Here is a 24236-nt window from a genome sequence, read left to right on the forward strand (position 1 = left end):
GGCAGTGCGGCCGAGGGGGTGCGCGAACCACTCGAAAGGATGACCAGCGGGAGGGCCGCCGCCGCGCCTCCCCCGCCGGGCCTCAGCTGCGTTCGAAGCGGTATCCCATGCCCGGCTCGGTGACGAAGTGCCGGGGGTGCGAGGGGTCCGCCTCCAGCTTGCGGCGCAGCTGGGCCATGTAGACCCGCAGGTAGTTGGTCTCGGTGCCGTAGGAAGGGCCCCAGACCTCCTGGAGGAGCTGCTTCTGGCTGACGAGCCGGCCGGCGTTGCGGACGAGAACCTCCAGGAGGTGCCACTCGGTGGGGGTGAGCCGTACGTCGCGGCCCGCCCGGTGCACCTTCTTCGCCGCCAGGTCGACGGTGAAACCGGACGTCTCGACGAGGGCGACGGCCTCGGCCCCGTCCTGGCCGACCGGTTCCGCGCGGCGTACGGAGGCCCGCAGCCTGGCCAGCAGCTCGTCCATGCCGAACGGCTTGGTGACGTAGTCGTCGGCCCCTGCGTCCAGGGCCTCGACCTTCTCGTCCGAGCTGTGGCGCGCCGAGAGCACGAGGATGGGGACCCGGGTCCAGCCGCGCAGTCCCTTGATGACCTCGACCCCGTCCATGTCGGGCAGCCCGAGGTCCAGGACGACCACGTCGGGGTGGCGGGCGGCGGCGAGCTGGAGCGCGGTCGCGCCGTCGGCCGCGGCGTCGACCTCGTAGTGGCGGGCCTTCAGGTTGATCACGAGGGCGCGGACGATCTGCGGCTCGTCGTCGACCACAAGCACCCGGGTCATCGCGGACCTGCCTTTCTGCTGCACGGAAGAACGGTGGGGACGGAAGAGGACGGCGGAAACGGGACAGGGCGGTGAGAATGGGACAGGGCGGTGGGAACGGAGAGGAGGGCGGCGGCGGAGCCGGGGCGGGCGGCGGCCGGCTCCGAAGCGGAGGGCGCTCCTCACGAGGTGATCCGGGCGGGCAGGCCGGCCGCGAGGCGGGCACCGCCCGGCGCCGCGGCGAGCGTGAGGACCATGGTCAGCCCGCCCCCTGGGGTGTCCTCTGCGTCGAGCGTGCCGCCCATGACCTCGGCGAAACCCCGGGACACCGCGAGGCCGAGGCCCACTCCGGCTCCGCGCGGGGCGTCCCCGTACCGCTGGAAGGGCTCGAAGATCCGCTCCTTGGCCTCGTCGGGGACGCCCCGGCCGCGGTCCACGACCCGCAGCTCCACCCGGTCGCCGAGCGCGCTGGCGGCCACGGCGACGGGCTCCCCGCCGGGGTGGTACTTGACGGCGTTCTCCACGACGTTGGCGACGACCCGCTCCAGGAGCCCCGCGTCGACGGCGACCATGGGCAGCGTCTCGGGGATGTCGAGGTCGACACTGCCCTCCGGTACGCCGCCGAGCGCCATGGGGACGACCTCGTCGAGGTCGATCTCGCGGATAAGCGGGGTCACGGTGCCGGTCTGGAGGCGCGACATGTCCAGCAGGTTGCCGACCAGGTGGTCGAGCCGGTCGGCGCCGTCCTCGATGCCTTCCAGCAGTTCGGCCTCGTCCTCGTCGGACCAGGCGACGTCGTCGGAGCGCAGGGAGCTGACGGCGGCCTTGATGGCGGCGAGGGGGGTGCGCAGGTCGTGGCTGACGGCGGCGAGCAGGGCGGTCCTGATGCGATTGCCCTCGGCGAGCCTGCGAGCCTGCTCGGCCTCCCAGACCAGGCGGCGGCGGTCCAGGACGACGGCGGCCTGGGCGGCGAACGCGCCGAGCACCCTGCGGTCCTCCGCGGGCAGCACCCGGCCGGACAGGGCGAGGCTCAGGTTGTCGGCGACCGGCATGTCCACGTCGGCGTCGTCGGGGCGGGCGGCCGGGGCAGGTCCGACGGACCCGGCGCAGGTCCACGGGCCGGCGTCGCCCTCGCGTTCCAGCAGGGCGACGGACTCCATGGCGAAGGTCTCGCGGACCCGCTCCAGCAGGGCGTCCAGCGCGGTCTCGCCGCGCAGCACACTGCCCGCGAGGAAGGAGAGGATCTCCGACTCGGCGCGCAGCCGGGCCGCCTGATGGGTGCGGCGGGCCGCCAGGTCCACCACGGAGGAGACCGCCACCGCCACCGCGAAGAAGATCACGATGGCGACGAAGTTCTCCGGGTCCTGGACGGTCAGGGTGTGGGTCGGCGGTGTGAACCAGTAGTTCAGGAGCATGCAGCCGACGGCGGCGGAGGCGAGGGCGGGCCACACGCCGCCGAGCAGGGCGGCGGCGACGGTGAGGGAGAGGAAGAGCAGGACGTCGTTGGTGAGGCCGGGGCCGTTCTCCAGGCTGCGCAGCAGCACCGTGAGCAGCACGGAGCCGACGACGCCGACGAGCCATCCCCAGACGATCCGGGCGCGGCCGAGCCGGGCCCCGCGGGCGATCGGCAGCCCTCGCCCGGTGGCGGCCTCCTCATGGGTGACGATGTGGACGTCCAGGTCGGGCCCCGACTCCCGGGCGACGGTCGCGCCGACCCCGGGGCCGTAGATGTACTGCCAGGTCTTGCGGCGGCTGGAGCCGAGCACGATCTGCGTGGCGTTCACGCCGCGGGCGAACTCCAGCAGAGCCCCGGGCACGTCGTCGCCGAGGACGTGGTGGAAGCTGCCGCCGAGGTCCTCGACCAGGGTGCGCTGGACGGCCAGCTCCTTGGGGGACGCGGAGGTCAGACCGTCGTTGCGGGCGATGTAGACGGCGAGGATCTCGCTGCCGGAGCCCTTCGCCGCCATGCGGGAGGCGCGGCGGATCAGGGTGCGGCCCTCGGGCCCGCCGGTCAGTCCGACGACGATGCGCTCGCGGGCCTGCCAGGTGGTGCGGATGTTGTGCTCGCCCCGGTACTGCTGGAGGTACTCGTCGACCCGGTCGGCGACCCAGAGCAGCGCCAGCTCGCGCAGGGCGGTCAGGTTGCCGGGGCGGAAGTAGTTGGAGAGGGCGGCGTCCAGTTTGTCCGGCTGGTAGATGTTGCCGTGCGCGAGCCGGCGGCGCAGCGCCTGGGGCGACATGTCGACCAGCTCGATCTGGTCGGCCCGGCGGACCAGATCGTCGGGGACGGTCTCGGTCTGCCGGACGCCGGTGATCGACTCGACGACGTCGCCGAGGGACTCCAGGTGCTGGATGTTGACCGTCGAGATGACGTCGATCCCGGCGCCGAGGAGTTCCTCGACGTCCTGCCACCGCTTGGCGTTGCGGGAGCCGGGCACGTTGCCGTGGGCCAGCTCGTCCACCAGGGCCACGGCCGGGGCGCGCTTCAGAACCGCGTCGACGTCCATTTCGGTGCGGACGGCCGAGCGGTACGCGATCTCGCCGCGCCGGACCTGCTCCAGTCCGTCCAGGAGCGCCTCGGTGCGCGGTCGGCCGTGGTGCTCGACGAAGGCCACCACGCAGTCGGTGCCGCGCTCGACTCTGCGGTGCGCCTCGGAGAGCATCGCGTACGTCTTGCCGACGCCCGGTGCCGCGCCCAGATAGATCCGGAGTGTGCCGCGTGCCATGGCCCCATAGTCTTCTTCCGTCCGGCTAAGTCCTGACGACGGCCGGTGGCGCCGGTGCGGCTGCCGGCTTCGACGCTACTCCGCTCCGGCCGGTGATCCCTGGCCAGGAGCGTGGGCGGAGGGCGTCTTGACGTAATTCTGATACCGGCCGGCACCGGAGAAGGGGGTGTCAGGCCGGTTCGACGAGGTGGCCGTCGCTGAGCTCCAGGACCCGGTCGGCGAGCCCCAGCAGCTGGGGGTCGTGGTGGCGACCAGGGCGGTGACGTTCTCGCTGCGCACGACCGCGCGGAGCAGTTCCATCACGGCGAGCCCGGTCTCGGCGTCCAGCTGTCCGACGGGCTCGTCGGCGATCAGGACTGCGGGACGGTTGGCGAGGGCGCGGGCGATGGCGACGCGCTGCTGCCGGCCGCCGGAGAGTTCGCGGGGGCGCGTTCTGCGTGGTCGGCGAGCCCTACGAGGGACAGCAGCCGCGACCCGCTCCTCGCGTTCCGCCGGGTCGGCCCTGCGCAGCCGCAGCGGTACGCCGACGTTCTCCGCGGCCGTCAGGGCCGGGGTCAGGCCGAAGGACTGGAAGACGAAGCCGACCCGGTCGCGGCGCAGCTCCAGGAGGCCCTTCTCGCCGAGGCCGCCCAGCTCGGCGCCGTCCACGGTGATCCGGCCCTCGTCCGGAGCGTCCAGAACGCCCGCGAGGTTGAGCAGGGTGGTCTTGCCGGAGCCGGAGCGGCCCTCGATCGCGACCAGCTCGCCGCGGGGAATCTCGAAGGACACCTCGCGCAGGGCGTGCACCGCCCCTGTCCCGCTGCCGTACGAGCGGTGCAGGTCCTCCACCCGGGCCATGGGCGCGGGCCTGCGCCCCGGCGAGGGCCGTGCCGGACTGCCGGTCGGCGCCTTCGGTCATGCTGCTCCCCCGCTGCGTACGTGGTCTGCGTCGCCGCCAGTATGTGCGTGGCGCAGGCGGCAACGGCCGGTGAGCTCCGTCCACGCTCCTCTCCGCCTCGGCCCTGAGGGTCCGCCGTGGGATCGAAGCCGGGTGCTCTCGCCTGGTGCGCGGGCAGCGGGCGGGGAACGACGGCCGGTGGGCCGCACCCACGAAGGGGTGCGGCCCACCGGAGGACGCTGTGAGACGCCGGGGCCGTCCGTCGTCCGGACCGGGCGCGCGTGCGCACTGACCCGGTCCGGGCGGCACGAAGGATTCAGCGGACCTCGGTGATCTCGGGTCCGCGCTGGAGCTGGCCCATGCCGCCGGAGAACTTCGAGCCCTCCTGGTCTTCCTGCTGGACGCCCTCGGGCACCATCTGGGCGTCGTTGGGGAGCTTGAGGACGATCGGGTCGCGCGGGGCCATCGGGCCGTCGCCGCGGACGACCACGGTGTCCCGGAAGATCGTCTCCAGCAGGCCGGCGGTCTCCGGCTGGACGGCGCCCTGGCCGGAGATCACCCCGCGCAGGAACCAACGCGGGCCGTCGACGCCGACGAAGCGCACCAGCTGCACGCCGCCCGTCCCGTCCGGAAGCTGTACGGGGACCTGGGCGCGCAGCTCCCAGCCCAGCGGGCCTTCGACCTCGTCGATGACGCCGCCCTGCTGGGTGATGCCCGAGGCGATCTCGTCGCGGACCTCGCCCCAGATGCCCTCCTTCTTGGGGGCGGCGAAAGCCTGCAGCTGGACCGCGCTGTCGCGCAGCACCACGGTGGCGGCGACGATCGCGTCACCGGCCACCTCGACACGCAGCTCCATGCCCTCGACGCCGGGGACGAAGATCCCGCCCAGGTCGACCCGGCCCTCGCCGGGCTGGGAGACCTCGGAGAGGTCCCAGGGCCCGTCCGGCCGGGGGGCCGGCGGGAGGTTCATCCGGCGGGCGCCGATCGCGGCCCCGTCGACAGCCTCGGGCTCGTCGGCGACCTGCTCGGCCTCGCGCACCTCGTCCGCCGCGTCCTCGGCGGAACCACTCTTCTTGCGACGTCCGAACACGTCACTGTCCTTCCCGGTCGGATACGACCGATGCGTAGCTGTTCCCACCGTGGGTGATCCCGCCCTCGGCGACGTCCGCCGACGCATGGCCGCCGGTGGACCCGAAGCCCCCTTCGGCCCGCGCCGAGCCGGGAAGTTCCGCCACCTCGTGGAAGCGCACCTTCTCGACCTGCTGGACGACCAATTGGGCAATCCGGTCGAACCGTTCGAACCGCACGCTCTCGCGCGGATCGAGGTTGACCACGATCACCTTGATCTCCCCACGGTACCCGGCATCCACCGTCCCGGGGGCATTCACGAGGGCCACCCCGCAGCGGGCCGCGAGCCCGGAGCGGGGGTGTACGAACGCGGCGTACCCGTCCGGCAGGGCGATCGAAACGCCGGTGGGCAGAACAGCGCGTTCGCCGGGGGCGAGTTCGGCGGCCTCGGTGGTCACCAGGTCGGCGCCGGCGTCCCCCGGATGGCCGTAGGCCGGGACCGGTACGTCCGGGTCGATGAGGCGGATCAGTACGTCGACGGGGCGGCGGGTCACGGGTTCACCTCGAAGGCGCGTGCGCGCCGGGCCTGGTTCGGGTCGGACATGGCGGCCCGGATCTCGGCGGGCCGGCCGTTCTCGATGAAGTGGTCGACCTTGACCTCGATGAACAGGGCGTCGGCCCGGACCGCGACCGGGCCTTCTGGTCCACCGATCCGGCCGGTGGCCGTGGAGTAGATCTTCCGGCCGTGGACCGCGGTGATCCGGGCGTCGAGGTGCAGCACGGTGTCCACCGGGACGGGCCGCAAGAAGTCGGTCTCCAGCCGTCCGGTCACCGCGATCGTGCGCAGCAGCCAGTTCAGCGAGCCGAGCGTCTCGTCCAGGGCCGTGGCGAGCACACCGCCGTGGGCCAGCCCGGGAGCACCCTGGTGGGCGGGCTGGACGGTGAACTCGGCGGTGACGCTCACGTCCTCGCCGGCCCGCGCCTGGAGGTGCAGTCCGTGCGACTGCCCCCCGCCGCAGCCGAAACAGTGTTCGTAGTGCGCCCCGAGGAGCTCCCCGGGGGCGGGCGCGTCGGGGTGCCGGACCGGTGCCACGGCGCCGGCCGGGGGTCTCAGAGCTGCTGATGTTCCACTCACAGGCGCAGACCTTACCCGCGCGGCAGTCCGCCGGTCGCGCCGTGCCAAGCTTGGTTCCATGCAGCCTTCCGCACCGGTCTTCGACGAACGTCTCACCGCCCCCCGGTCCTGGTGGTTCATCGCCTTCGGGGTCGGCGTCGCCTGCGCGCTCATGCTTCTGCCGCTCGGCACCCTGCCGCTGCTCGTCGGGCTGGTCGGCGGCGCGGCCGCCGCGGCGGTCCTGGTGAGCGGTTACGGCTCCGCCCGGATTCGGGTGGTGGCGGGGGCGCTGGTGGCGGGGGACGCCCGGATTCCGCTGTCGGCGCTGGGGGAGCCCGAGGTGCTGGACGCCGAGGAGGCGCGGGCCTGGCGGACGCACAAGGCGGACGCCCGTGCCTTCATGCTGCTGCGGGGTTATGTGGAGACGGCGGTGCGGGTGGAGGTCACGGACCCGCAGGACCCGACTCCGTACGTCTACCTCTCCACGCGGGACCCGCAGGGCCTGGCGGCGGCGCTCAGCACCGTGCCGTCGGTCTGACCGCGGCGGCAAGCCGTGCTCCGGGGCCTGTCGGCGGCGAGGTCACGCGGCTCGCCGGGGCTCAGGGACCCTCGGTCTCCTTGGGCAGCCCGGCCGGGCGGGCGGGCTGTTCCAGCGGGGGCAGCTCCGTGAGCCGGTCCCAGGGGACCTGGCGCTTGCGCAGGTCGTCCCTGATCCGTTCGGCGAGCTTGTGGGTGTCGCGGCGGTTCATCGTCGCGCCGACGGCGGCGCCGATCATGAACGGAATCAGGTTGGGCAGATTGCGCGCCATGCGCTTCGTGATCTGCTGGCGCAGCTCGCGCTTCATCTGCCCGCCCAGGGCCGCGTTGAGCGAGGCCGGCCGGACGAAGTCGATGCCGCGCTCCTCCGTCCACGACGTCAGATAGGCGGTGCTGCGCTGGACGAGCTGCCCGGGCGGGCGGCGGCCGTACACCTCGTGGAGCTCGGCGACGAGCTTCATCTCGATGGCGGCGACGCCGGTCACCTCAGCCGCCAGCTCGGCGAGCATGGCCGGTGGCACGGGCATCATGGCGGCCGCTCCGACGCCTGCGCCGACGGTCGCGGTGGCCCGGCTCGCGCCTGCGACGAGCTTGTCGGCGAGCTCCTCGGGTCCCAGCCCGGGGAATTGTCTGCGCAGGGTGGCGAGATCGCGCACCGGGACGCGGGGAGCCGTCTCGATGATCCGGTCGGCCAGGCGGCCGGCCATGGCCCTCGCGCTCTCCCCGCTCTTGCGTGCACCCCGTTTCACTGCGTGCAGGCGGCCGGCCCCGGTCATGGGCTCCGCCCGGTCCTTCTGGTTCCTCTCTTCGGTCCTGTCCGCCCCTGCCGCGGCCACTTCGAGCGAGGCCGGCCGGCCTCGCTCGTCGTCGTAGCTGCCGGAGGGGTCAGGCAGCGCGGCGGACCGCTCGGCGGACGCGTCAGCGTCCTTCGCCGGGCTTGTGCCGCCGGGACCGCCCTGGCCGGCCTCCGGGCCGTGCCGACGCCAGGGGCGCCGCTTCCACAACGGTGTGTCGCCTGCCACGGCCGACCCGGCCTCAGTCGCAGTCGCGGCAGATGGGCTGACCGTTCTTCTCTCGGGCCAGCTGGCTGCGGTGGTGCACCAGGAAGCAGCTCATGCAGGTGAACTCATCGGCCTGCTTGGGCAGCACCCGGACGGCCAGCTCCTCGTTGGAGAGGTCCGCGCCGGGCAGCTCCAGACCCTCGGCCGCGTCGAACTCGTCGACGTCGACGGCGGACGCCGTCTTGTCGCTCCGACGCGCCTTGAGCTCTTCGAGGCTGTCCTGGTCCACGTCATCGTCGGTCTTGCGTGGGGTGTCGTAGTCCGTTGCCATGTCGCTCTCCCCCTCTTGGGTGTCTACGGTGTCTCAGCGCACGTAACGCGTGAGAGGCCGGACTTGTGCCCGACCTGAGGCGGAGATTTTGCCTCACATCAAGGTCTGTTACTCAATCGACACCCAACCGCACGCCTCGGGGAGACCTTTGCTTGGGTGGCGATGGGGACCGTACACGGTCCTGTCTCTGCGGTTCACAGGAGCTACCCCGTGCACTTCCCGTGATAATGATCCCCGAAAACCCGGACGTTTACCGGCTTTCCGAAGGAGTCGCCATCACGGAGAGTGGATGGCTCGAAAATCGACCCTGTGATCGATCACACATGAATCGCCGGGGAGCGGGTCCCGAAAATTCCGCCCAAAGCGAACATGGAGATGTCGTGCGGTGTCACATCTCGCAGCCTCTCAGACCGGCAGAGTGACGCGCATCACGAGGCCGCCGCCCTCGCGGGGCTCCGCGATGATACGGCCTCCGTGGGCCCGCGCGACGGACCGCGCGATCGACAGGCCGAGCCCGACCCCCTTGTCACTGCCCGTGCGCTCCGTACGCAGCCGCCTGAAGGGCTCGAAGAGGTTGTCGATCTCATACGCCGGAACCACCGGGCCGGTGTTCGAGACGACGAGCAGGGCCTGTCCGTGCTGAAGCTCGGTGGTGACCTTGACCCAGCCGCTCTCGGGCAGGTTGTAGCGCACGGCGTTCTGCACGAGGTTCAGGGCGATCCGCTCCAGCAGGACCCCGTTGCCCTGGACCACGGCCGCGGCCCGTCCGCCCCGGATCTCGACCTTCTTCGCCACCGCCTCCGTGCGGGCCTGGTCGATGGCCCGCTCGGCGACCTCGGCGAGATCGACCGGTTTGCGCTCGATGATCTGGTTGTCGCTGCGGGCCAGCAGCAGCAGCCCCTCCACCAGCTGCTCGCTGCGCTCGTTGGTGGCCAGCAGGGTCTTGCCGAGCTGCTGCAGCTCTGGCGGGGCGTCGGGGTCGGAGAGGTGGACCTCCAGCAGCGTGCGGTTGATCGCCAGCGGGGTGCGCAACTCGTGCGAGGCGTTGCCCACGAACCGCTGCTGCGCGGTGAAGGCGCGCTCCAGCCGGTCCAGCATGTCGTCGAAGGTGTCCGACAGCTCCTTGAGCTCGTCGTCGGGGCCGTCCAGCTCGATGCGCCGGGTGAGATCCGTCCCGGCCACTCTGCGGGCGGTCCGGGTGATCCGGCCGAGCGGGGACAGCACACGCCCGGCCATGGCGTAGCCGAACGCGAACGCGATGATGCTGAGCCCGACGAGGGCGAGCAGCGACCGGTTGAGCAGCGTGTCCAACGCCTGCTCGCGCTGGTTGTTGACGCAGTCGTTGATCGCCGCGTTGAAGGCCTCCGGGGTGGGATTCAGGGGGAGGTCGCAGATGTCACTGGCGATCTTGCCGCTGACGATCTCGAAGGGCAGCCTGCTGCCCACCTGGAGGGCCTGCGCGGCCAGCATGTAGATGATCGAGAGCAGCAGGATGCCCGCGATCAGGAACATCCCGCCGTACAGCAGCGTGAGCCGTATGCGGATGGTCGGGCGCAGCCAGGGGTAGGGGGGCTCGGGCTGCTTGGGCTCCCAGGTGGGTTTCGGGGGCGCCGCGGGGGGCACCGGACCGGTGGCCACGGCCGTCAGATCCGGTATCCGGAGCCGGGAACGGTGACGATGACGGGCGGCTCGCCGAGCTTCCGGCGGAGCGTCATGACCGTGACCCGCACCACGTTGGTGAAGGGGTCGGTGTTCTCGTCCCACGCCTTCTCCAGCAACTGCTCGGCCGAGACGACCGCGCCCTCGCTGCGCATCAGGACCTCCAGCACCGCGAACTCCTTCGGAGCGAGCTGGATCTCCACCTCGTCGCGGAAGACCTCCCGGCGGTTCGGGTCGAGCTTGATGCCGGCCCGCTCCAGGACGGGCGGCAGCGCGACCGTCGTACGCCGCCCGAGCGCGCGCACCCGGGCGATCAGCTCGCTGAACGCGAAGGGCTTGGGCAGGTAGTCGTCCGCGCCCAGCTCCAGGCCCTCGACCCGGTCGCTGACGTCCCCCGAAGCGGTGAGCATGAGCACCCGGGTGGGCATGCCCAGCTCGACGACCCGGCGGCAGACGTCGTCCCCGTGCACGACGGGGAGGTCGCGGTCCAGCACGACGACGTCGTAGTCGTTGACCCCGATGCGCTCCAGGGCCGCGGCGCCGTCGTAGACGACGTCGACGGCCATGGCCTCCCGGCGCAGTCCGGTGGCCACCGCATCGGCGAGCAGCTGCTCGTCCTCGACGACGAGTACGCGCACGGCGCAGTCCTTCCTTCGGTCCTTCTCTGGGTGAACACGGCGAGCGGCCCACGCGGGGGCCGCTCGAACACGGTCGACAGCACCGACTGTGCGCTCCCATCCTGCCCGCAACGCGTATAAACCGGCGGTAAGGCGGCGCTGGGCGGCCGGGCAGGGGCTCGACGCCGCTGGGAAAGCGGCGGAATTCCGGGCCAGTTGAGGTTTCTCGGAGGTGCGGTTCGGGGAAGAGGGCTTCACACCCGCGATCACGCCTGTCACGTGGCATGCCACGGCCCGCTCTTCTTTCCCCGGAGCAGCGGCGCGATCATCCCTCCTCCGGCTCCCCGGCCGGAGGGCATCCGGGCACACCCCCGTGCCACCGACCCACGATGAGGGGGCGCATCATGGACGCTTTCACCGCAGGTCTGCTGCACCGCATCAAGACGACCGAGTCCGGCCTCACGCGGGCGCGCGAGGAGGGCGACGACTTCCTCGCGGATGTCGAACAGGGCGAGCTGGAGGACCTGCGCCGTCTCGCCGCCGAGCATGGCGTGGAGATCGGCGCCACCAGCGTCTGAGCCACGGCCCAGGGCCCCGGGATGCCGTCATGGCACCCCGGGGCCCTGGGCTGTGCCCGGCGGCTCCCACGTCCGCCTCAGGGCCTTCGCCGGGCCCCTCCTCAGTCGTGCCAGGCGCCCAGTTCGTCGAGCGCGGCCTGCAACGGTTCGAAGACGCCCGGCGCGGCGGCCACCGTGAGGTCCCCGTCGGCGGGCAGGCCGGGCCGGCCGCCGGTCAGCGCGCCCGCCTCGCGGGCGATGAGGTCACCCGCGGCCAGGTCCCAGGGGTGCAGTCCGCGTTCGTAGTAGCCGTCCAGCCGGCCCGCCGCCACGTCGCAGAGGTCGACGGCCGCCGAACCGCTGCGCCGGATGTCCCGGAGCCGCGGGATGAGCTGCTGCGCGACGTCCGCCTGGTGGCTGCGGACGGGGCCGACGTAGTTGAAACCGGTCGAGACCAGGGCCTGGTCCAGGGGCGGCGCGGGCCGGCAGCGCAGGGCGTCGCCGTTCGCGTACGCCCCGCCGCCCAGGACCGCCCGGTAGGTCTCGCGGCGCATCGGGGCCTCGACGACGCCCACGACGCGCTCGCCGTCGCGTTCGGCGGCGATGGACACCGCCCAGGTGGGCAGGTTGTAGAGATAGTTCACCGTGCCGTCCAGCGGGTCGATGACCCAGCGGATGCCGGTGCTTCCCGGCACGCTCGCCCCCTCCTCGCCGAGGAAGCCGTCGTTCGGGCGGCGCTCGGAGAGGTAGCCGGTGATCAGCTTCTCGGCCGCGACGTCCATCTCGGTGACCACGTCGATGGGGCTCGACTTGGTCGCGGCCACCCCCAGGTCGGCCGGGCGGCCGTCGCGCAACAGGGCTCCGGCGCGGCGGGCGGCCTCCAGGGCGAGGTCGAGCAGTTCGGACAGGGTGGGGTCGCTCACGGTGCTCCCAGGGGTGTCGGTGGTGAGGTCTCACGGCTGCGGCGGGCCGGCCCGCCGCAGGGTGCGCGGGCTCGTTCCTTCCTACCGCGCCCGGGGCATCCGAAGGCGCCCGGGTCAGGTGTACGGGCTGTCGGCGCCCGCGGCGGCCGGCTTCGGGGCCCTGGCGGGGCAGCAGCCGACCGGGCAGAGGTCGTGGGAGGGTCCGAGAGCCCCCAGCGCGCAGCGGTCCGCCGGCCGGCCCCGCTCGACCCCGGCACGCTCCAGGAGCAGGTCCCGCACGGCGGCGGCGAAGCGCGGGTCGTCACCCACCGTCGCGGACCTGCGGACGGGCAGGCCCAGCTCGGCCGCCTTCGCGGTGGCCTCGGTGTCGAGGTCGTACAGGACCTCCATGTGGTCGGAGACGAATCCGATGGGGGCCATCACGACCGCCGGGACGCCCTCGCCGTGCAGGGCCTCCAGGTGGTCGCAGATGTCCGGCTCCAGCCACGGGATGTGCGGCGCCCCGCTGCGGGACTGGTAGACGAGCTGCCAGGGGTACTCCACGCCGGTCTCCTCGCGCACCGCCTCGACGATCAGCCGGGCCACGTCGAGGTGCTCGGCGACATACGCGCCACCGTCGCCGTGCGCCTCCGGGGGGCCGGAGGCGTCCGCGGCGGAAGTCGGGATGGAGTGCGTGGTGAACGCGATGCGGGCGCCCGCGCGGACGTCCTCGGGGAGGTCGGCGAGCGAGGCCAGCACGCCGTCCACCATGGGCGTCACGAAGCCCGGGTGGTTGAAGTAGTGCCGCAGCTTGTCGACCCGGGGCGCCGGCAGCCCCTCGGCCTCCAGGGCCGCCAGCGATTCGGCGAGGTTCTCGCGGTACTGGCGGCAGCCGGAATAGGAGGCGTAGGCGCTGGTGGCGAGGACGGCGATCCGGCGGCGCCCGTCGGCGACCATCGCTCGGAGGGTGTCGGTGAGATACGGCGCCCAGTTGCGGTTGCCCCAATAGACCGGGAGGTCCACGCCGTGCTCGGCGAAGTCCTTGCGCAGCGCGTCGAGCAGTGCGCGGTTCTGCGCGTTGATCGGGCTCACCCCGCCGAACAGGAAATAGTGCTGTCCGACCTCCTTGAGGCGTTCTTCGGGGATGCCCCGGCCGCGGGTCACGTTCGCCAGGAACGGAACCACGTCGTCCGGGCCCTCTGGACCACCGAAGGAGAGCAGCAGCAGGGCGTCGTAGGGTGCGGGATCGCGCAGATCGGACATGACGTCGATCCTGCCACCCGCCACTGACAGTGCGGCAACCGACATCCGGCGCGGCGGGCGGTACGGGCTCCGCGGGCCGCCCGGCCTCCGCCGTGCCGCCCCTCCTGTCCTCCGCGTCCGTCAGCGCCAGTCGCCGGTCGCCCAGGCCACCAGGCGGGGGCGGGGCGTGTACGGGTCGCACGGAACGATTGCCTCGGTGGAGACGATGTCGTAGGTGACGAGCTGTCCGACGTCCCGGGCCACCCTGTCGAAGTCGCCGGTGACGTCGCCGGGCTCCCCGGGCGTCGCCCTGCCCCCGGACGCGGTCACCGGTTCGTGGGTGGGGCAACCGACGTGCGGGAGGGGCTGGCCGAGGTGCCAGCCGCCCACGAAGACGGCGTACAGGACGGCGGCGGCGCCCAGGCGGCGCGGAGTTATCCAGGTAGGCACCCGCGGAGTGTTCCACGGCGCGCGTCCCGGGGAGCGAGAGCGGCAGTCGTACGAGCGCGCCTACGCCGCCCCGCCGGAGTGGGCGGGGACGAGCCCCACGACCGGTTGAGCCGCTCCACCTTCCCACCTCTGCCGGCGCGCCTCAAGGGGGAGGCACGACCGGGTGACTGCCAGGTGTCCACGCGGCGGCCGTGAGTATGATCCCCCTCCAACTGGCCGGGAACCTCCCGTTGTCGGCCGTGGCGCTCATCGCCGCGGGCCACGCCGTCGCACTGATGACGGCGATCGCCATGGCCTCGTCGAAGCGCGTGCACCCAGCACCGAGCCGACCGAGGACGCGGCCCGGACCGCTGCCGGGGTGCGCGAGCCCGCCGTGGCGGGAGCGCCGCGGCGACATTGGCGTTCCCGGAGTATCGCCGGCCGGCGAGGCCGGTCTCGACGGGAGGGCGCGGGGAAGATGACCGACACCTACGCACGGACGACGACGCACCCATGGCGCAACTGGGCGGGCAACGTCACCGTCCGGCCGGCCCGCTCCGAGTCCCCCGCGTCCGTGGACGAACTGGCGGAGGTGCTGCGCCGGGCGAGCGCCGACGGCCTGCGGGCCAAGCCGGTCGGCACGGGCCACTCGTTCACGGCGGCTGCCGCCACCGACGGGGTGCTCATACGGCCGGACCTGCTCACCGGCATCCGGGACATCGACCGCACGGCGATGACCGTGACGGTGGAGGCCGGCACTCCGCTCAAGCGGCTCAACACCGCGCTCGCCCGCGAGGGTCTGTCGCTCACGAACATGGGCGACATCATGGAGCAGACGATCGCCGGGGCGACCTCCACCGGGACGCACGGCACCGGCCGGGACTCGGCGTCGGTGTCGGCACAGATCCGCGCCCTGGAACTGGTCACCGCGGACGGCACGGTGCTGCGCTGCTCGGCCGCGGAGAACCCGGAGGTGTTCGCGGCGGCCCGGACCGGGCTGGGCGCCCTCGGGGTGATCACCGCCGTCACCCTCGCCGTGGAGCCGCTCTTCCTGCTGACGGCCCGGGAGGAGCCGATGGCCTTCGACCGGGTCACCGCGGAGTTCGACCAGCTGGTCGCCGAGAACGAGCACTTCGAGTTCTACTGGTTCCCGCACACCGGCAACTGCAACACCAAGCGCAACAACCGCAGCGCCGGCCCGGCGGCCCCGCCGAGGAGGATGAGCAGCTGGATCGACGACGAGCTGCTGTCCAACGGGGTCTTCCGGGCAGCGTGCGCGCTGGGCCGCGCGGTCCCGGCCGCGATCCCCTCGATCGCCAGGCTCTCCAGTCGGGCGCTGTCGGCGCGCACCTACACCGACATCCCGTACAAGGTGTTCACCAGCCCGCGCCGGGTGCGGTTCGTGGAGATGGAGTACGCCGTTCCGCGCGAGCAGGCCGTGGCGGCGCTGCGGGAGCTGAGGGCGATGATCGAGCGCTCACCGCTGAAGATCAGCTTCCCGGTCGAGGTGCGTACCGCGCCCGCCGACGACATGACCCTGTCCACGGCCTCCGGCCGCGACAGCGCGTACATCGCCGTCCACCTCTACCGGGGAACGCCCCACCGCTCGTACTTCACCGCGGTCGAGCGGATCATGACGGGGCACGCCGGCCGGCCGCACTGGGGCAAGCTCCACACTCGTGACGCCGGATATCTGGCGGGGGTCTACCCCCGCTTCGGGGAGTTCACCGCGCTCCGCGACCGGCTGGACCCGGACCGGCTGTTCGGCAACGACTACCTGCGGCGCGTCCTCGGCGACTGAGCCGGCCGGCCCCGGGCAGCCGATCGGCCCCGCCCCCGCAGGAGGGGGGCGGGGCCGGTCGCACACTCCGCCGGCCCGCGGCCACGGCGGTCCAAACGCGCCGACGGGGTCACCGGGCTCCGCTGTCGAGGGGGGCCTGGTCGCCGGGCCCGGGGGCGCCGCCGGGCGCGGCGGTGTCGTCGGGAGCCGCGCTCGCGCCGTCGTCCGGCGTCGGCGCGTCCGTCGGGTCGGGGGTGGCCTGCGCGCTCTCACCGCCGCCGGAGTGCGAGGGCGTCGGTGCGGGGCCGACGCCCGGGGTCTCGCCGTCGGCGTCCGGGGCGGGGTCGCGGGTGGCGGCGCCGTCCGGGTCCGTGGCGGGCGCGGAACCGGGCCCGCCCTCGGGGGTCTGCTCCAGCTCCCCGCTGCCGCCGTCCTGTCCGGCGTCCTGGGAGGGGGCCGGGTCCGGGGTCGCCGGCGCGGGGTCCGCGTCGCCGCCGCGTACGACGGAGCTGAGCGTGGTGCCCTGGCCGCCTCCGAGCTGGGTGTCCGAGACCGCCTCGAACGCCGTGATCGAGGCCATGGCGACGGCGAAGACCGCGCCCGCCGCGAGCGCGGGACGCTTCCAGCCGCGCAGCCGGGTGCCGTGCGTGACGCCGCCGGTGAAGGCGGTGTGGGTGACCACCTGACCGGGGCCCGCACCGGCGCCGGGCAGCGGGCGCGTGCGGTCGGCGTCGGCTCCGGGGCCCGCGGCCTTCGGAATGCGGAGCATCCGGGTCCGCACGTCGCGGAGGTCCAGCGCCTGCGTGCGGTCGGTCGCGGGGGCCGTCAGCCCCGAGTGCGCGGGGTCCGGGCCGGGGGTCGCGTAGGCGTCTGCCACCGAGCGGATCAGCCGTGTGCGCTCCGCGTCCGCCGCCGGGAGCATTGTGGTGGCGTCGTCGGCCTGCCCGGGCTCCGGCCGCGGCGCCCCGCCCGTCCGCCGCGCGGGCCCCGTCTCCTTGGTGTGCACCGTCACCCGGCGGCCCTCCGGGTGGGTCACCTGGACCGTCACCTCGCGGATCTGTTCCCCGGTGCGGCGGAAGAAGTGCTGGAAGACCGAGCCTCCGCAGGTGGCGACGATGCTCATCACGCCCGCCCCGGCGATCGTGCCGTAGACGCCCAGCTGCGAGGCCAGCACGGCTGCCGCGACGGCCGCCACGGCGCTCCCCGCTACCTGCGGCAGGCTCAGATCTATGCGCCTTTCCTTCGGTTCTGCATCACTTTCCGGCTTCCGAACCATTACCAGCCTCTGCTTGACATCTGCCCCGCCCTGCACAGAGAAGGGACAAATGAGCGAAGGGGATAGTTCCATTTCTGGCGATTGTGTGAAGTACGCCACCCATCAAGGGCATTTCGCAGGTAAACGGGTAAGCCGATCCCCGCGCCTCGCGAGAAGTCCGGCGGCGCGCCGGTCCACCCCGCTGGCCCGAATGGAGTACTGTGACGAGCCCTGGGGCAAACTCCCACGTGGGAGTTTGCGGCTACGGAAGGGGGCCGGCGGCGGCACTCGAACCGGCGGCACGGTAGGGCGCGGATGCTCGCTACACAGAGCGGCCAAATCGGTCACTTTGGGTCGCAAAGGGCAACCGTGTCACGGCGGCGCTCCAGGGCGAGCGCCCGACACGCCGGGCAACTTGGCAAGGTTGTGGCAGGCTGCACCCGGGCAGGTCACACTCGACTAGCGGAAGCAGCGACGCACGTGACGTCGGCAGGCACCACCCGGGAGGTTCCCATGCCCGAACTGCGTGTCGTGGCCGTCTCCAACGACGGCACACGGCTGGTGCTCAAGGCTGCCGACAGCACGGAGTACACGCTTCCGATCGACGAGCGGCTGCGCGCCGCGGTGCGCAACGACCGCGCCCGGCTCGGCCAGATCGAGATCGAGGTCGAGAGTCACCTCCGGCCCCGCGACATCCAGGCCCGTATAAGGGCCGGCGCCTCCGCGGAGGAGGTCGCCCAGTTCGCGGGCATCCCCGTCGACCGCGTACGCCGCTTCGAGGGGCCCGTGCTGGCCGAGCGCGCCTTCATGGCCGAGCGGGCCCGGAAGACCCCGGTGCGCCGTCCCGGCGAGAACACCGGCCCCCAGCTCGGCGAGGCGGTGCAGGAGCGTCTCCTGCTGCGGGGAGCCGACAAGGAAACCGTCCAGTGGGACTCGTGGCGCCGTGACGACGGCACCTGGGAAGTGCTGCTCGTCTACCGGGTCGCGGGCGAACCGCACGCCGCGAGCTGGACGTACGACCCGCCGCGCCGGCTGGTCCAGGCCGTGGACGACGAGGCCCGCTCGCTGATCGGCGAGACCGACGACGTCGCCGCGCCCGAGCCCAGCTTCCCGTTCGTCCCCCGGATCGCACGGCTCCCGCGCGACCGGCCGCTGGACCGTGCCCTCGACCGGCAGATCGAGCGGCCCGCGCCGTCCCCGATCGAGCCCGAGGAGTACGTGAGCGCCTCGGCCGGTGAGCGGGACTCGCTGACCAGCCTGCTGGAGGCGGTACCGAGCTTCCGCGGGGACATGGTGGTCCCCGAGCGGCCGACCCAGCCGGAGCCGCCCGCGCTGGAACCGGCGGTGGAGGAGGCCGAGGCGGACGAGCCGCCCGCTGCCGCGGCGTCGGCCGGTGCGGGGTCCGCCTACGCGGACGTGTTGATGCCCCGGGCCGTGGCCGGTCACCGCGACCGGCTGACCGGGACGACGGACCGGCAGGCCGAGGCGGACGGCGTCCGGCCGGGCCGCCGGGCCGCCGTGCCGAGCTGGGACGAGATCGTTTTCGGCACCCGCCGGAAGAAGCAGGACTGACCGGACGATGTGGACCGGCGGGAGAGGGGTNCGCGTACGGACCCCTCTCCGTCGTCGTGCCCCGGCTCGGCGGGGCTACTGAGGTTCCGGCCCGGTGGCGACGGGCCGGCCCTCGTCCGCGGACCACTCGGACCAGGACCCGGGGTACAGGACGCCGCGGAAGCCCGCGACCTCCAGGGCCAGCACCTCGTGAGCGCCGGAGACCCCGGAGCCGCAGTAGACGCCCACGCCGTCGGCGCTCTCCTCGGCCCCCAGCGCGGTGAACCGGGCGGCGAGCCGTTCGGCCGGGAGGAAGCGTCCGTCCTCGTCGACGTTCTGCGCGGTCGGCGCGGAGACGGCCCCGGGGATGTGGCCGCCGACGCGGTCGATCGGTTCCACATCGCCCCGGTAGCGCTCCGCCGCCCGTGCGTCGAGCAGGAGACCCGACCGGGCGAAGTCGGCGGCGCCGTCCGCGTCCAGGGTGGGCAGGGCACCAGGCTTCGGCCGGAAATCGCCCTCGGGGGGACGCGGGATCTCGGTGGAGAGCTCCCCCACCCACGCGGCGAGGCCGCCGTCCAGGACCCGTACGTCGCGGTGCCCCGTCCAGCGCAGCAGCCACCAGGCGCGCGCGGCGGCCCAGCCCTGCCCCCCGTCGTACACCACCACGGGGGTGTCCTGACCGACTCCGGCGCGGCGCATCACGGCTCCGAAGTCCTCCGGGTCCGGAAGCGGGTGGCGGCCGCCGCTGCCCGCCGGGCCTGCCAGCTCCGTGTCGAGGTCGACGAAGACCGCGCCGGGCAGATGGCCCGCCTCGTAGTCCGGGCGGCCGTGCGGCCCCCCGAGCTGCCAACGAACGTCCAGGAGCACCGGCGGCCGTGGCCCCGCCGACTCGCTCGCACATGCGGATGCGGTGATGATGGGCTTCATGGAGGCCATCCTCGCGCAGAGGCCGTGGCACCCGTGACGGCACGGAGAGAAAACGCCCCGTGCCGAAACGGCCCTCCTCCGTCGAGAACCCGGTGGGCCCGGCGCGGCCGGAGCATCTCCCGCGCCGGGTGGTGCGAGCATCTGCACAGGGCCCGCGCGCCGCTTCCCGACCCGGGACGGCGCGCCTGCCCCGTTCCCCCGTACGGCCACCACAACGGTCCGAGGAGAGAGACGACGATGACCGAGGCTGCCGCTCGGCGCACGCCCGGAACACCTTGCTGGGTGAGTCTGATCGTGCACGGCCTGAGTACCACCCAGCAGTTCTACGGAGCCCTGTTCGGCTGGGAGTTCCAGCCGGGCCCCGACCAGCTCGGCCCCTACGTCCGTGGGCTGCTCCACGGGAAGGAGGTCGCGGGCATCGGGCAGCTGCCGCCCGACCGGCACCTCCCCATCGCCTGGACCACCTATCTGGCGACGGACGACGCCGATGCGACGGCGGAGGCGATCCGTGCCTGTGGCGGAACGGTCGCGGTCGGTCCGCTGGACGCGGGTGAGGCCGGGCGGCTCGCCATCGCCTCGGACCCCGGCGGGGCCGTCTTCGGCGTCTGGCAGGGCACGGAGCACATCGGCACCATGACGGCGGGCGTCCCCGGCACGCCCGTCTGGAACGAGCTGGTGACCCAGGAGACGTCGACGGTCGGGAAGTTCTACCAGACGGTCTTCGGCTACGAGACGGAGGCCGTGGTCTCGGCCGACTTCGACTACCAGACCCTGCGGCTGGAGGGCAGGCCGGTGGCGGCTCTCCACGGGGTGGGCCACGCCCTGCCGCGCGACCGGGGGCCGCACTGGATGACGTACTTCGAGGTCGCCGACACCGACGCGGCCGCGGTGCGGGCGGTGGAGCTGGGCGGGCGGGTTCTGCAGCCGCCGCGCGAGGGGGCGAACGGCCGGCTGGCGACGCTCGCTGACCCGGAGGGAGCTGTGTTCACGGTCATCCGGTCATCCGGCGGCTGAGGGCTTTCCGGGCGGGCGCCCGTCCGCCCGCACGGCGGCCGCCGCCGGACCGGGGAGGGAGGGCTTGCCCTCCCCCCCGGTCCGTGACCGGCCCGGCCCCGGACCCCGCCCGCCCCCTCAGGCCGCCGAGTGCAGCGGAACCGTGAGCTGCTTGAGCCAGGTGCCCGCGGTGAAGTCGCGGGCCTTGATGACGACCGTGCGAGGGCCCACTTCGACCTGGAGGCCCTGGTTGAAGGCGCCGCCCACCGCGACCTCGCCGCCCTTTCCGTCGTCCGTCCAACCGGTCTGGATCGCCGCGGTGTTCACGACGGTGAAGCCTTCGAGGTTCCCGGTCCCGGGGACGACCCTGCGGACCGCCCAGTCGGACAGGTGGAGATCCCAGTGGGTGTGGCCGGAGAAGAGGAAGACGTCCTTGTGACGGCCGAGGATCGACAGGAGCCGGTCGGGCTGAAGATAGTCGCCCCGATAGAGCTTGTTGCGGGTCCCCGACACGGTGTCGGGCAAGGGATGGTGGGTCATCACCATGACGGGCTTGCGGCGTCGCGCCCAGTGTGCCAGCCGGTCGTCCAGCCAGCTGAACTGCGCGTCGCTGATCCACACCTCGTCCCACAACGTCGCGTCGTGGTAGTGCGCGTAGCGTTCGGTCCCGAGGGTCAGTACCGGAACACCGCCGAACGACGTCTCGGAGTAGACCTTGTTGCGCCCCGCGAAGTCGTAGAAGCTGCGGAAGAGCGAGTCCTCGGTGGCGCCGTTGGGCCAGGTGTCCTGGGCGAGGGTGTCCGGGTCGCTGTACTTGGGGACGTAGAACTCGTGGTTGCCGATGGCCCACGCGAGGTTGCGGGGGTGCGGATGCCGCCTGAGGGTGCGACGGACGGCCGCGTACTCGGCATCGTAGCCGCGGGGCGTGATGTCGCCGGCGATCCCCAGCCCCGCGCTGCCGGGGTTGATCCGGTGCAGGTCGTCGAGGGCCCTGCCGAAGTCCGTCAGGTCGCCCTGGATGTCGCTGACGATGTTGAACCGCACCGTGCTGCCCCCGCGGCCGTGGCCGCGCTTCTCGTCCTTCGGGGCGGCCGTGGCCGACGGGTCCGTCAGGACTGCGCCGGCGGTGAGAGCCCCGCCCGCCAGCAGTGAGGCACGGCCCGTCGTGGACATGAACGATCTGCGGTCCATCAGGAGTACGCCCTTCGTCGCGCGGCCCCTGTACGGGGCCGGACGCAGGAAGCGTCGCCGGTCACGGTGGCCTCTCGGCGTAGCGGAGGTGGCTGTGGGCTGAAAGCCCGGGGACCGCCGACGGAGGACCGGCCGGGGCCGCCCAGCCCCGCGCTGCCGGGGCGGCGAGGCGGACGGTGCTCCTCAGTGCTCCTCAGTCGGAGGCCACCGGCAGAACGTCCGGCGAGAGCGCTCCGGCGTGGGCGGAGCCGCTCGTCATGCGGCGACGGTGGTGGCGCCGGCACAGCACCTCGTAGCCGACCTCCGCAGCGGGTCTGCTCACGTCTCCGACGACGACCTGCTCGCCCGCCAGCACCATCTCACCGCCCACCGTCCGGGCGTTGTGCGTGGCACGGGCGCCGCACCAGCACATCGCCTGGACCTGCAACGTCTCCACGCGGTCCGCCAGCTCGATCAGCCGCCGCGAACCGGGAAAGAGCTCCGTGCGGAAGTCGGTGGTGATTCCGAAGGAGAAGACATCCAGCCCCAGATCGTCCACGACCCGCGCCAACTGGTCGATCTGCTCCGGCTCCAGGAACTGCGCCTCGTCCACGATCACGTAGTCGACCCTGCCACCCTGGGTGACCCGGTTGACGACATAGGCGTACAGGTCCATGCCCTGCACCGCCTCGACCGCGTCGGTCACCAGTCCGAGCCGGGACGAGAGCTTCCCCTCCCCCGCGCGGTCGTCCCGGGCGAAGTTCAGACCCTGCAACCCCCTCGCCGACCGGTTGTGGGCGATCTGCAGGGCCAGCGTGCTCTTTCCGCAGTCCATGGTTCCGGAGAAGAACACCAACTCGGGCATGAGGGGTCGAGCACCTTTCACAGGGGATTTTGTTCCCCGGAAGGGGAAACGCGGTTACGAGCGTACTTCGAGCAGCGGGACGAGCTGTTCCACGGGGGTCAGGGAACCGTGTACGCCTGCCATCGCCGACTCGTTCGGCTCGTTGACGGAGGCGGTGATGATCACGTCGTCGTGAGCCGCGGCGACCACGTCGCCGATCCGGCCGTACACCCGCTCGTCGATCCGCGGCCCGAACCAGCCCGCCGCGATGGCCTCGTCCCGGCCCGCCACCCAGAACTGCTCGCCGAGCACCTCGCGCCAGACGGCGAGGACGTCCGCCTGTGCGCCGGGGACGGCGTAGACGTGGCGGGCCCGGCCCTCGCCGCCGAGGAGCGAGACGCCCGCGCGCAGCTCCCAGTCCTCGTCGAAGTCGATCCGGGACTGCTCGTCGAAGGGGATGTCGATCATGCCGTGGTCAGCGGTGATGTAGAGCGCCGAGCGCGGCGGGAGCTGTTCCGCCAGCCGCCGGGCGAGACCGTCGACGTACATCAGCTGGCCGCGCCAGGCATCCGAGTCGACGCCGAAGCGGTGGCCCTTGCCGTCGACCTCGCTGTAGTAGGTGTAGACGAGCGAGCGGTCGCCGGCGGCGAGGCGCTGGGCGGCGACGTCCATCCGGTCCTCGCCGGAGAGCCGGCCGAGGAAGGAGCCGCCGCTGAGCGCCACCTTGGTGAGGGGGGTCCGCTCGAAGGTCGGCGCGGAGACCTGTGCGGTGTGCACGCCCGCGGCGTCCGCGAGCCGGAAAACGGTGGGATACGGCTGCCAGGCCTTCGGCGGGGTCCACGGCTGCCAGCGGAGCTGGTTCATCAGCTCGCCGGTCTCCGGGTTGAGCGCGGTGTAACCGGCCAGTCCGTGCTCGCCGGGGGGCAGCCCCGTGCCGACAGAGGCGAGCGAGGTCGCGGTGGTGGAGGGGAAGCCGGCGGTGATCGGGCGGCCGGTGCCGCCGCGCGAGGTCGGCAGCAGCGAGTGGAGGAAGGGCGCCTCGTCGGGGTGCGCCGTGATCTGCTCCCAGCCGAGGCCGTCGATGAGGAAGACGCAGTTGCGGTCGGCCGGGGCGAGCTCGGGGATCACGGCGGAGAAACCCGGTACCTCCTGGCCGGCGGCGAGCGTCGGCAGCAGGTCGGCCAGCGAGCCGCCGCCGTACTCGGGCACGGGCGCGGTGTCCAGGGGCAGCGGCGCGGGGTCCTGCCAGGCGGGCTGGGCCATCAGCGGCCGGACGCCGTGGCGGCCGTGGCCTCGGAGAGCGACTGGGCGAAGGCGAGGGTCTGCCGGACCGCGTCGGGGCCGTCGCCGGCCTCGCTGACCCGCAGGCTCAGGTCATCGGCGGTGGAGCTGCCCGTGTAACCGTGGTCGGCCTCGCAGTTGGGATCGCCGCAGGCGGCGGGCTCCAGATCGATGCGGGAGACCGCGCCCCAGCCGATGGTCAGGACGACTTCGCGGGGCAGGGAGCCGGGTACGTACTTCTCCGGGTTGGCCACCACCCGGCTGACCACGACGGAGGAGATCCGGTCGAGCTTGACCGACTCGGTGGAGGTGGTGGCCGACGGGGTCGGCGAGCTGGTGTCGGCGGCCTGCTCATCGGTGTGGCTGACGACGAAACGGTGCTCGGTCAGGACGAGGACCGTCACATGACGGCGCACCTCGTTGGAGTCGAAGGTGGTCTCCTGATGCACCAGATACGAAGCGACCGGCTCTCCGCCGACGGCGGCCTCCACCGCCTCGGCCACGAGGGCCGGGTAATAGCCGCTGCGCTCGATCGCCGCACGCAGCCCCTGGGTCGTCGTACCGGTCTTTGCCATGAGCACCATCCTACGGCGGGCCGCTGCCCGCCGGGGACGCCCCTGC

Annotated in this window: 24 protein-coding genes; 5 read left to right on the top strand and 19 right to left on the bottom strand. The window is 72.8% G+C overall.

All coding sequences use genetic code 11. The annotated features are described in order from the left end of the window. Positions 1–82 precede the first annotated feature (82 nt). The 6 genes from V9U70_RS18730 to V9U70_RS18755 all read right to left on the bottom strand — a co-directional run bounded on the left by V9U70_RS18730 (position 83) and on the right by V9U70_RS18755 (position 6560). Positions 83–775 (bottom strand): response regulator, encoded by a 693-nt coding sequence (locus V9U70_RS18730; protein ID WP_336676678.1) that lies wholly within the window; start codon positions 773–775, stop codon positions 83–85. Between the two features lie 161 nt (positions 776–936). Then, a complete protein-coding gene (locus V9U70_RS18735) occupies positions 937–3480 on the bottom strand; it encodes a sensor histidine kinase KdpD (RefSeq protein ID WP_336676680.1) in 2544 nt (847 codons plus the stop codon). Between the two features lie 75 nt (positions 3481–3555). Next, positions 3556–4317, bottom strand: coding sequence for an ABC transporter ATP-binding protein (locus V9U70_RS18740; protein ID WP_336676682.1), 762 nt, complete (start codon positions 4315–4317; stop codon positions 3556–3558). 356 nt (positions 4318–4673) lie between these two features. Next, the gene (locus V9U70_RS18745; RefSeq protein WP_336676683.1) at positions 4674–5447 is read right to left on the bottom strand and encodes a DUF3710 domain-containing protein; all 774 of its coding nucleotides are present in this window, start codon (positions 5445–5447) and stop codon (positions 4674–4676) included. 1 nt (position 5448) lies between these two features. Beyond that, the gene (gene dut / locus V9U70_RS18750) at positions 5449–5979 is read right to left on the bottom strand and encodes a dUTP diphosphatase (RefSeq protein ID WP_336676685.1); all 531 of its coding nucleotides are present in this window, start codon (positions 5977–5979) and stop codon (positions 5449–5451) included. Then, positions 5976–6560: a PaaI family thioesterase gene (locus V9U70_RS18755; RefSeq protein WP_336676687.1), complete on the bottom strand. Its 585-nt coding sequence runs from the start codon at positions 6558–6560 to the stop codon at positions 5976–5978. The genes dut and V9U70_RS18755 overlap by 4 nt, the downstream gene beginning before the upstream one ends. Positions 6561–6618: 58 nt before the next feature. On the opposite strand from V9U70_RS18755, the gene V9U70_RS18760 reads away from it, so the two are divergent. Continuing rightward, on the top strand, positions 6619–7077 hold the full coding sequence (locus V9U70_RS18760; RefSeq protein ID WP_336676688.1) for a DUF3093 domain-containing protein: 459 nt from the start codon (positions 6619–6621) through the stop codon (positions 7075–7077). A 61-nt stretch (positions 7078–7138) separates the two neighbouring features. On the opposite strand, the gene V9U70_RS18765 is transcribed toward V9U70_RS18760, so the two are convergent. From V9U70_RS18765 to V9U70_RS18780, 4 genes are all read right to left on the bottom strand, one after another. Then, the gene (locus tag V9U70_RS18765) at positions 7139–8098 is read right to left on the bottom strand and encodes a hypothetical protein (RefSeq protein WP_336676690.1); all 960 of its coding nucleotides are present in this window, start codon (positions 8096–8098) and stop codon (positions 7139–7141) included. 13 nt (positions 8099–8111) lie between these two features. Continuing rightward, entirely contained in the window at positions 8112–8408 is a 297-nt protein-coding gene (locus tag V9U70_RS18770) for a DUF4193 domain-containing protein (RefSeq protein ID WP_003965732.1), read from the bottom strand. 405 nt (positions 8409–8813) lie between these two features. Beyond that, positions 8814–10046, bottom strand: coding sequence for a sensor histidine kinase (locus tag V9U70_RS18775; RefSeq protein WP_336676691.1), 1233 nt, complete (start codon positions 10044–10046; stop codon positions 8814–8816). A gap of 5 nt (positions 10047–10051) precedes the next feature. Further along, positions 10052–10705, bottom strand: a complete 654-nt coding sequence (locus V9U70_RS18780; RefSeq protein ID WP_228921373.1) for a response regulator transcription factor — start codon at positions 10703–10705, stop codon at positions 10052–10054. A gap of 383 nt (positions 10706–11088) precedes the next feature. Between V9U70_RS18780 and V9U70_RS18785 the strand changes: the two genes are divergently transcribed. Continuing rightward, a complete protein-coding gene (locus tag V9U70_RS18785; RefSeq protein WP_336676692.1) occupies positions 11089–11262 on the top strand; it encodes a hypothetical protein in 174 nt (57 codons plus the stop codon). Between the two features lie 101 nt (positions 11263–11363). On the opposite strand, the gene V9U70_RS18790 is transcribed toward V9U70_RS18785, so the two are convergent. The 3 genes from V9U70_RS18790 to V9U70_RS18800 all read right to left on the bottom strand — a co-directional run bounded on the left by V9U70_RS18790 (position 11364) and on the right by V9U70_RS18800 (position 13835). Then, positions 11364–12164 (bottom strand): inositol monophosphatase family protein, encoded by an 801-nt coding sequence (locus V9U70_RS18790; RefSeq protein ID WP_336676693.1) that lies wholly within the window; start codon positions 12162–12164, stop codon positions 11364–11366. Between the two features lie 114 nt (positions 12165–12278). Then, entirely contained in the window at positions 12279–13406 is a 1128-nt protein-coding gene (locus V9U70_RS18795) for a ferrochelatase (RefSeq protein ID WP_336676694.1), read from the bottom strand. 120 nt (positions 13407–13526) lie between these two features. Next, complete coding sequence (locus V9U70_RS18800) at positions 13527–13835, bottom strand: hypothetical protein (protein ID WP_336676696.1); 309 nt, start codon at positions 13833–13835, stop codon at positions 13527–13529. A 457-nt stretch (positions 13836–14292) separates the two neighbouring features. Here V9U70_RS18800 and V9U70_RS18810 point away from each other — a divergent pair, with 457 nt between their 5' ends. Then, on the top strand, positions 14293–15615 hold the full coding sequence (locus V9U70_RS18810; RefSeq protein WP_336676698.1) for a D-arabinono-1,4-lactone oxidase: 1323 nt from the start codon (positions 14293–14295) through the stop codon (positions 15613–15615). Positions 15616–15724: 109 nt separating this feature from the next. Here the strand turns inward: V9U70_RS18810 and V9U70_RS18815 are convergent, their stop codons facing one another. Then, positions 15725–16870 carry a hypothetical protein gene (locus tag V9U70_RS18815; protein ID WP_419723998.1) on the bottom strand — a complete coding sequence of 382 codons (1146 nt, stop codon included), beginning with the start codon at positions 16868–16870 and terminating at the stop codon, positions 15725–15727. 492 nt (positions 16871–17362) lie between these two features. Between V9U70_RS18815 and sepH the strand changes: the two genes are divergently transcribed. Further along, a complete protein-coding gene (gene sepH / locus V9U70_RS18820; protein WP_336676701.1) occupies positions 17363–18421 on the top strand; it encodes a septation protein SepH in 1059 nt (352 codons plus the stop codon). Between the two features lie 75 nt (positions 18422–18496). Here sepH and V9U70_RS18825 read toward each other — a convergent pair whose 3' ends face one another. Next, positions 18497–19327 carry a sulfurtransferase gene (locus V9U70_RS18825; RefSeq protein WP_336676703.1) on the bottom strand — a complete coding sequence of 277 codons (831 nt, stop codon included), beginning with the start codon at positions 19325–19327 and terminating at the stop codon, positions 18497–18499. 237 nt (positions 19328–19564) lie between these two features. On the opposite strand from V9U70_RS18825, the gene V9U70_RS18830 reads away from it, so the two are divergent. Next, positions 19565–20341 (top strand): VOC family protein, encoded by a 777-nt coding sequence (locus V9U70_RS18830; RefSeq protein WP_336676705.1) that lies wholly within the window; start codon positions 19565–19567, stop codon positions 20339–20341. A 117-nt stretch (positions 20342–20458) separates the two neighbouring features. Here V9U70_RS18830 and V9U70_RS18835 read toward each other — a convergent pair whose 3' ends face one another. The 4 genes from V9U70_RS18835 to V9U70_RS18850 all read right to left on the bottom strand — a co-directional run bounded on the left by V9U70_RS18835 (position 20459) and on the right by V9U70_RS18850 (position 24190). Further along, entirely contained in the window at positions 20459–21511 is a 1053-nt protein-coding gene (locus V9U70_RS18835) for a DUF4073 domain-containing protein (RefSeq protein WP_336676707.1), read from the bottom strand. A 193-nt stretch (positions 21512–21704) separates the two neighbouring features. Continuing rightward, complete coding sequence (locus tag V9U70_RS18840; RefSeq protein WP_336676709.1) at positions 21705–22355, bottom strand: thymidine kinase; 651 nt, start codon at positions 22353–22355, stop codon at positions 21705–21707. 54 nt (positions 22356–22409) lie between these two features. Beyond that, positions 22410–23597: an alkaline phosphatase family protein gene (locus V9U70_RS18845; protein ID WP_336676711.1), complete on the bottom strand. Its 1188-nt coding sequence runs from the start codon at positions 23595–23597 to the stop codon at positions 22410–22412. Next, positions 23597–24190: a DUF5998 family protein gene (locus V9U70_RS18850; RefSeq protein ID WP_336676712.1), complete on the bottom strand. Its 594-nt coding sequence runs from the start codon at positions 24188–24190 to the stop codon at positions 23597–23599. Before V9U70_RS18850 ends, V9U70_RS18845 begins: the two co-directional genes overlap by 1 nt. Positions 24191–24236 lie beyond the last annotated feature (46 nt).

This window comes from Streptomyces pratensis (assembly GCF_037137275.1).
GTDB lineage: Bacteria > Actinomycetota > Actinomycetes > Streptomycetales > Streptomycetaceae > Streptomyces > Streptomyces pratensis_B.

Excerpts from the sequence above, each read along its gene's own strand:
- V9U70_RS18760 (WP_336676688.1), top strand. The coding sequence starts at position 6,619 with ATGCAGCCTTCCGCACCGGTCTTCGACGAACGTCTCACCGCCCCCCGG.
- V9U70_RS18850 (WP_336676712.1), bottom strand. The coding sequence starts at position 24,190 with ATGGCAAAGACCGGTACGACGACCCAGGGGCTGCGTGCGGCGATCGAG.
- V9U70_RS18795 (WP_336676694.1), bottom strand. The coding sequence starts at position 13,406 with ATGTCCGATCTGCGCGATCCCGCACCCTACGACGCCCTGCTGCTGCTC.
- V9U70_RS18730 (WP_336676678.1), bottom strand. The coding sequence starts at position 775 with ATGACCCGGGTGCTTGTGGTCGACGACGAGCCGCAGATCGTCCGCGCC.
- V9U70_RS18835 (WP_336676707.1), bottom strand. The coding sequence starts at position 21,511 with ATGGACCGCAGATCGTTCATGTCCACGACGGGCCGTGCCTCACTGCTG.
- V9U70_RS18840 (WP_336676709.1), bottom strand. The coding sequence starts at position 22,355 with ATGCCCGAGTTGGTGTTCTTCTCCGGAACCATGGACTGCGGAAAGAGC.
- V9U70_RS18815 (WP_419723998.1), bottom strand. The coding sequence starts at position 16,870 with ATGGTTCGGAAGCCGGAAAGTGATGCAGAACCGAAGGAAAGGCGCATA.
- V9U70_RS18735 (WP_336676680.1), bottom strand. The coding sequence starts at position 3,480 with ATGGCACGCGGCACACTCCGGATCTATCTGGGCGCGGCACCGGGCGTC.
- V9U70_RS18845 (WP_336676711.1), bottom strand. The coding sequence starts at position 23,597 with ATGGCCCAGCCCGCCTGGCAGGACCCCGCGCCGCTGCCCCTGGACACC.
- V9U70_RS18810 (WP_336676698.1), top strand. The coding sequence starts at position 14,293 with ATGACCGACACCTACGCACGGACGACGACGCACCCATGGCGCAACTGG.
- V9U70_RS18830 (WP_336676705.1), top strand. The coding sequence starts at position 19,565 with ATGACCGAGGCTGCCGCTCGGCGCACGCCCGGAACACCTTGCTGGGTG.
- V9U70_RS18785 (WP_336676692.1), top strand. The coding sequence starts at position 11,089 with ATGGACGCTTTCACCGCAGGTCTGCTGCACCGCATCAAGACGACCGAG.
- V9U70_RS18770 (WP_003965732.1), bottom strand. The coding sequence starts at position 8,408 with ATGGCAACGGACTACGACACCCCACGCAAGACCGACGATGACGTGGAC.
- sepH (WP_336676701.1), top strand. The coding sequence starts at position 17,363 with ATGCCCGAACTGCGTGTCGTGGCCGTCTCCAACGACGGCACACGGCTG.
- V9U70_RS18825 (WP_336676703.1), bottom strand. The coding sequence starts at position 19,327 with ATGAAGCCCATCATCACCGCATCCGCATGTGCGAGCGAGTCGGCGGGG.
- V9U70_RS18740 (WP_336676682.1), bottom strand. The coding sequence starts at position 4,317 with ATGGCCCGGGTGGAGGACCTGCACCGCTCGTACGGCAGCGGGACAGGG.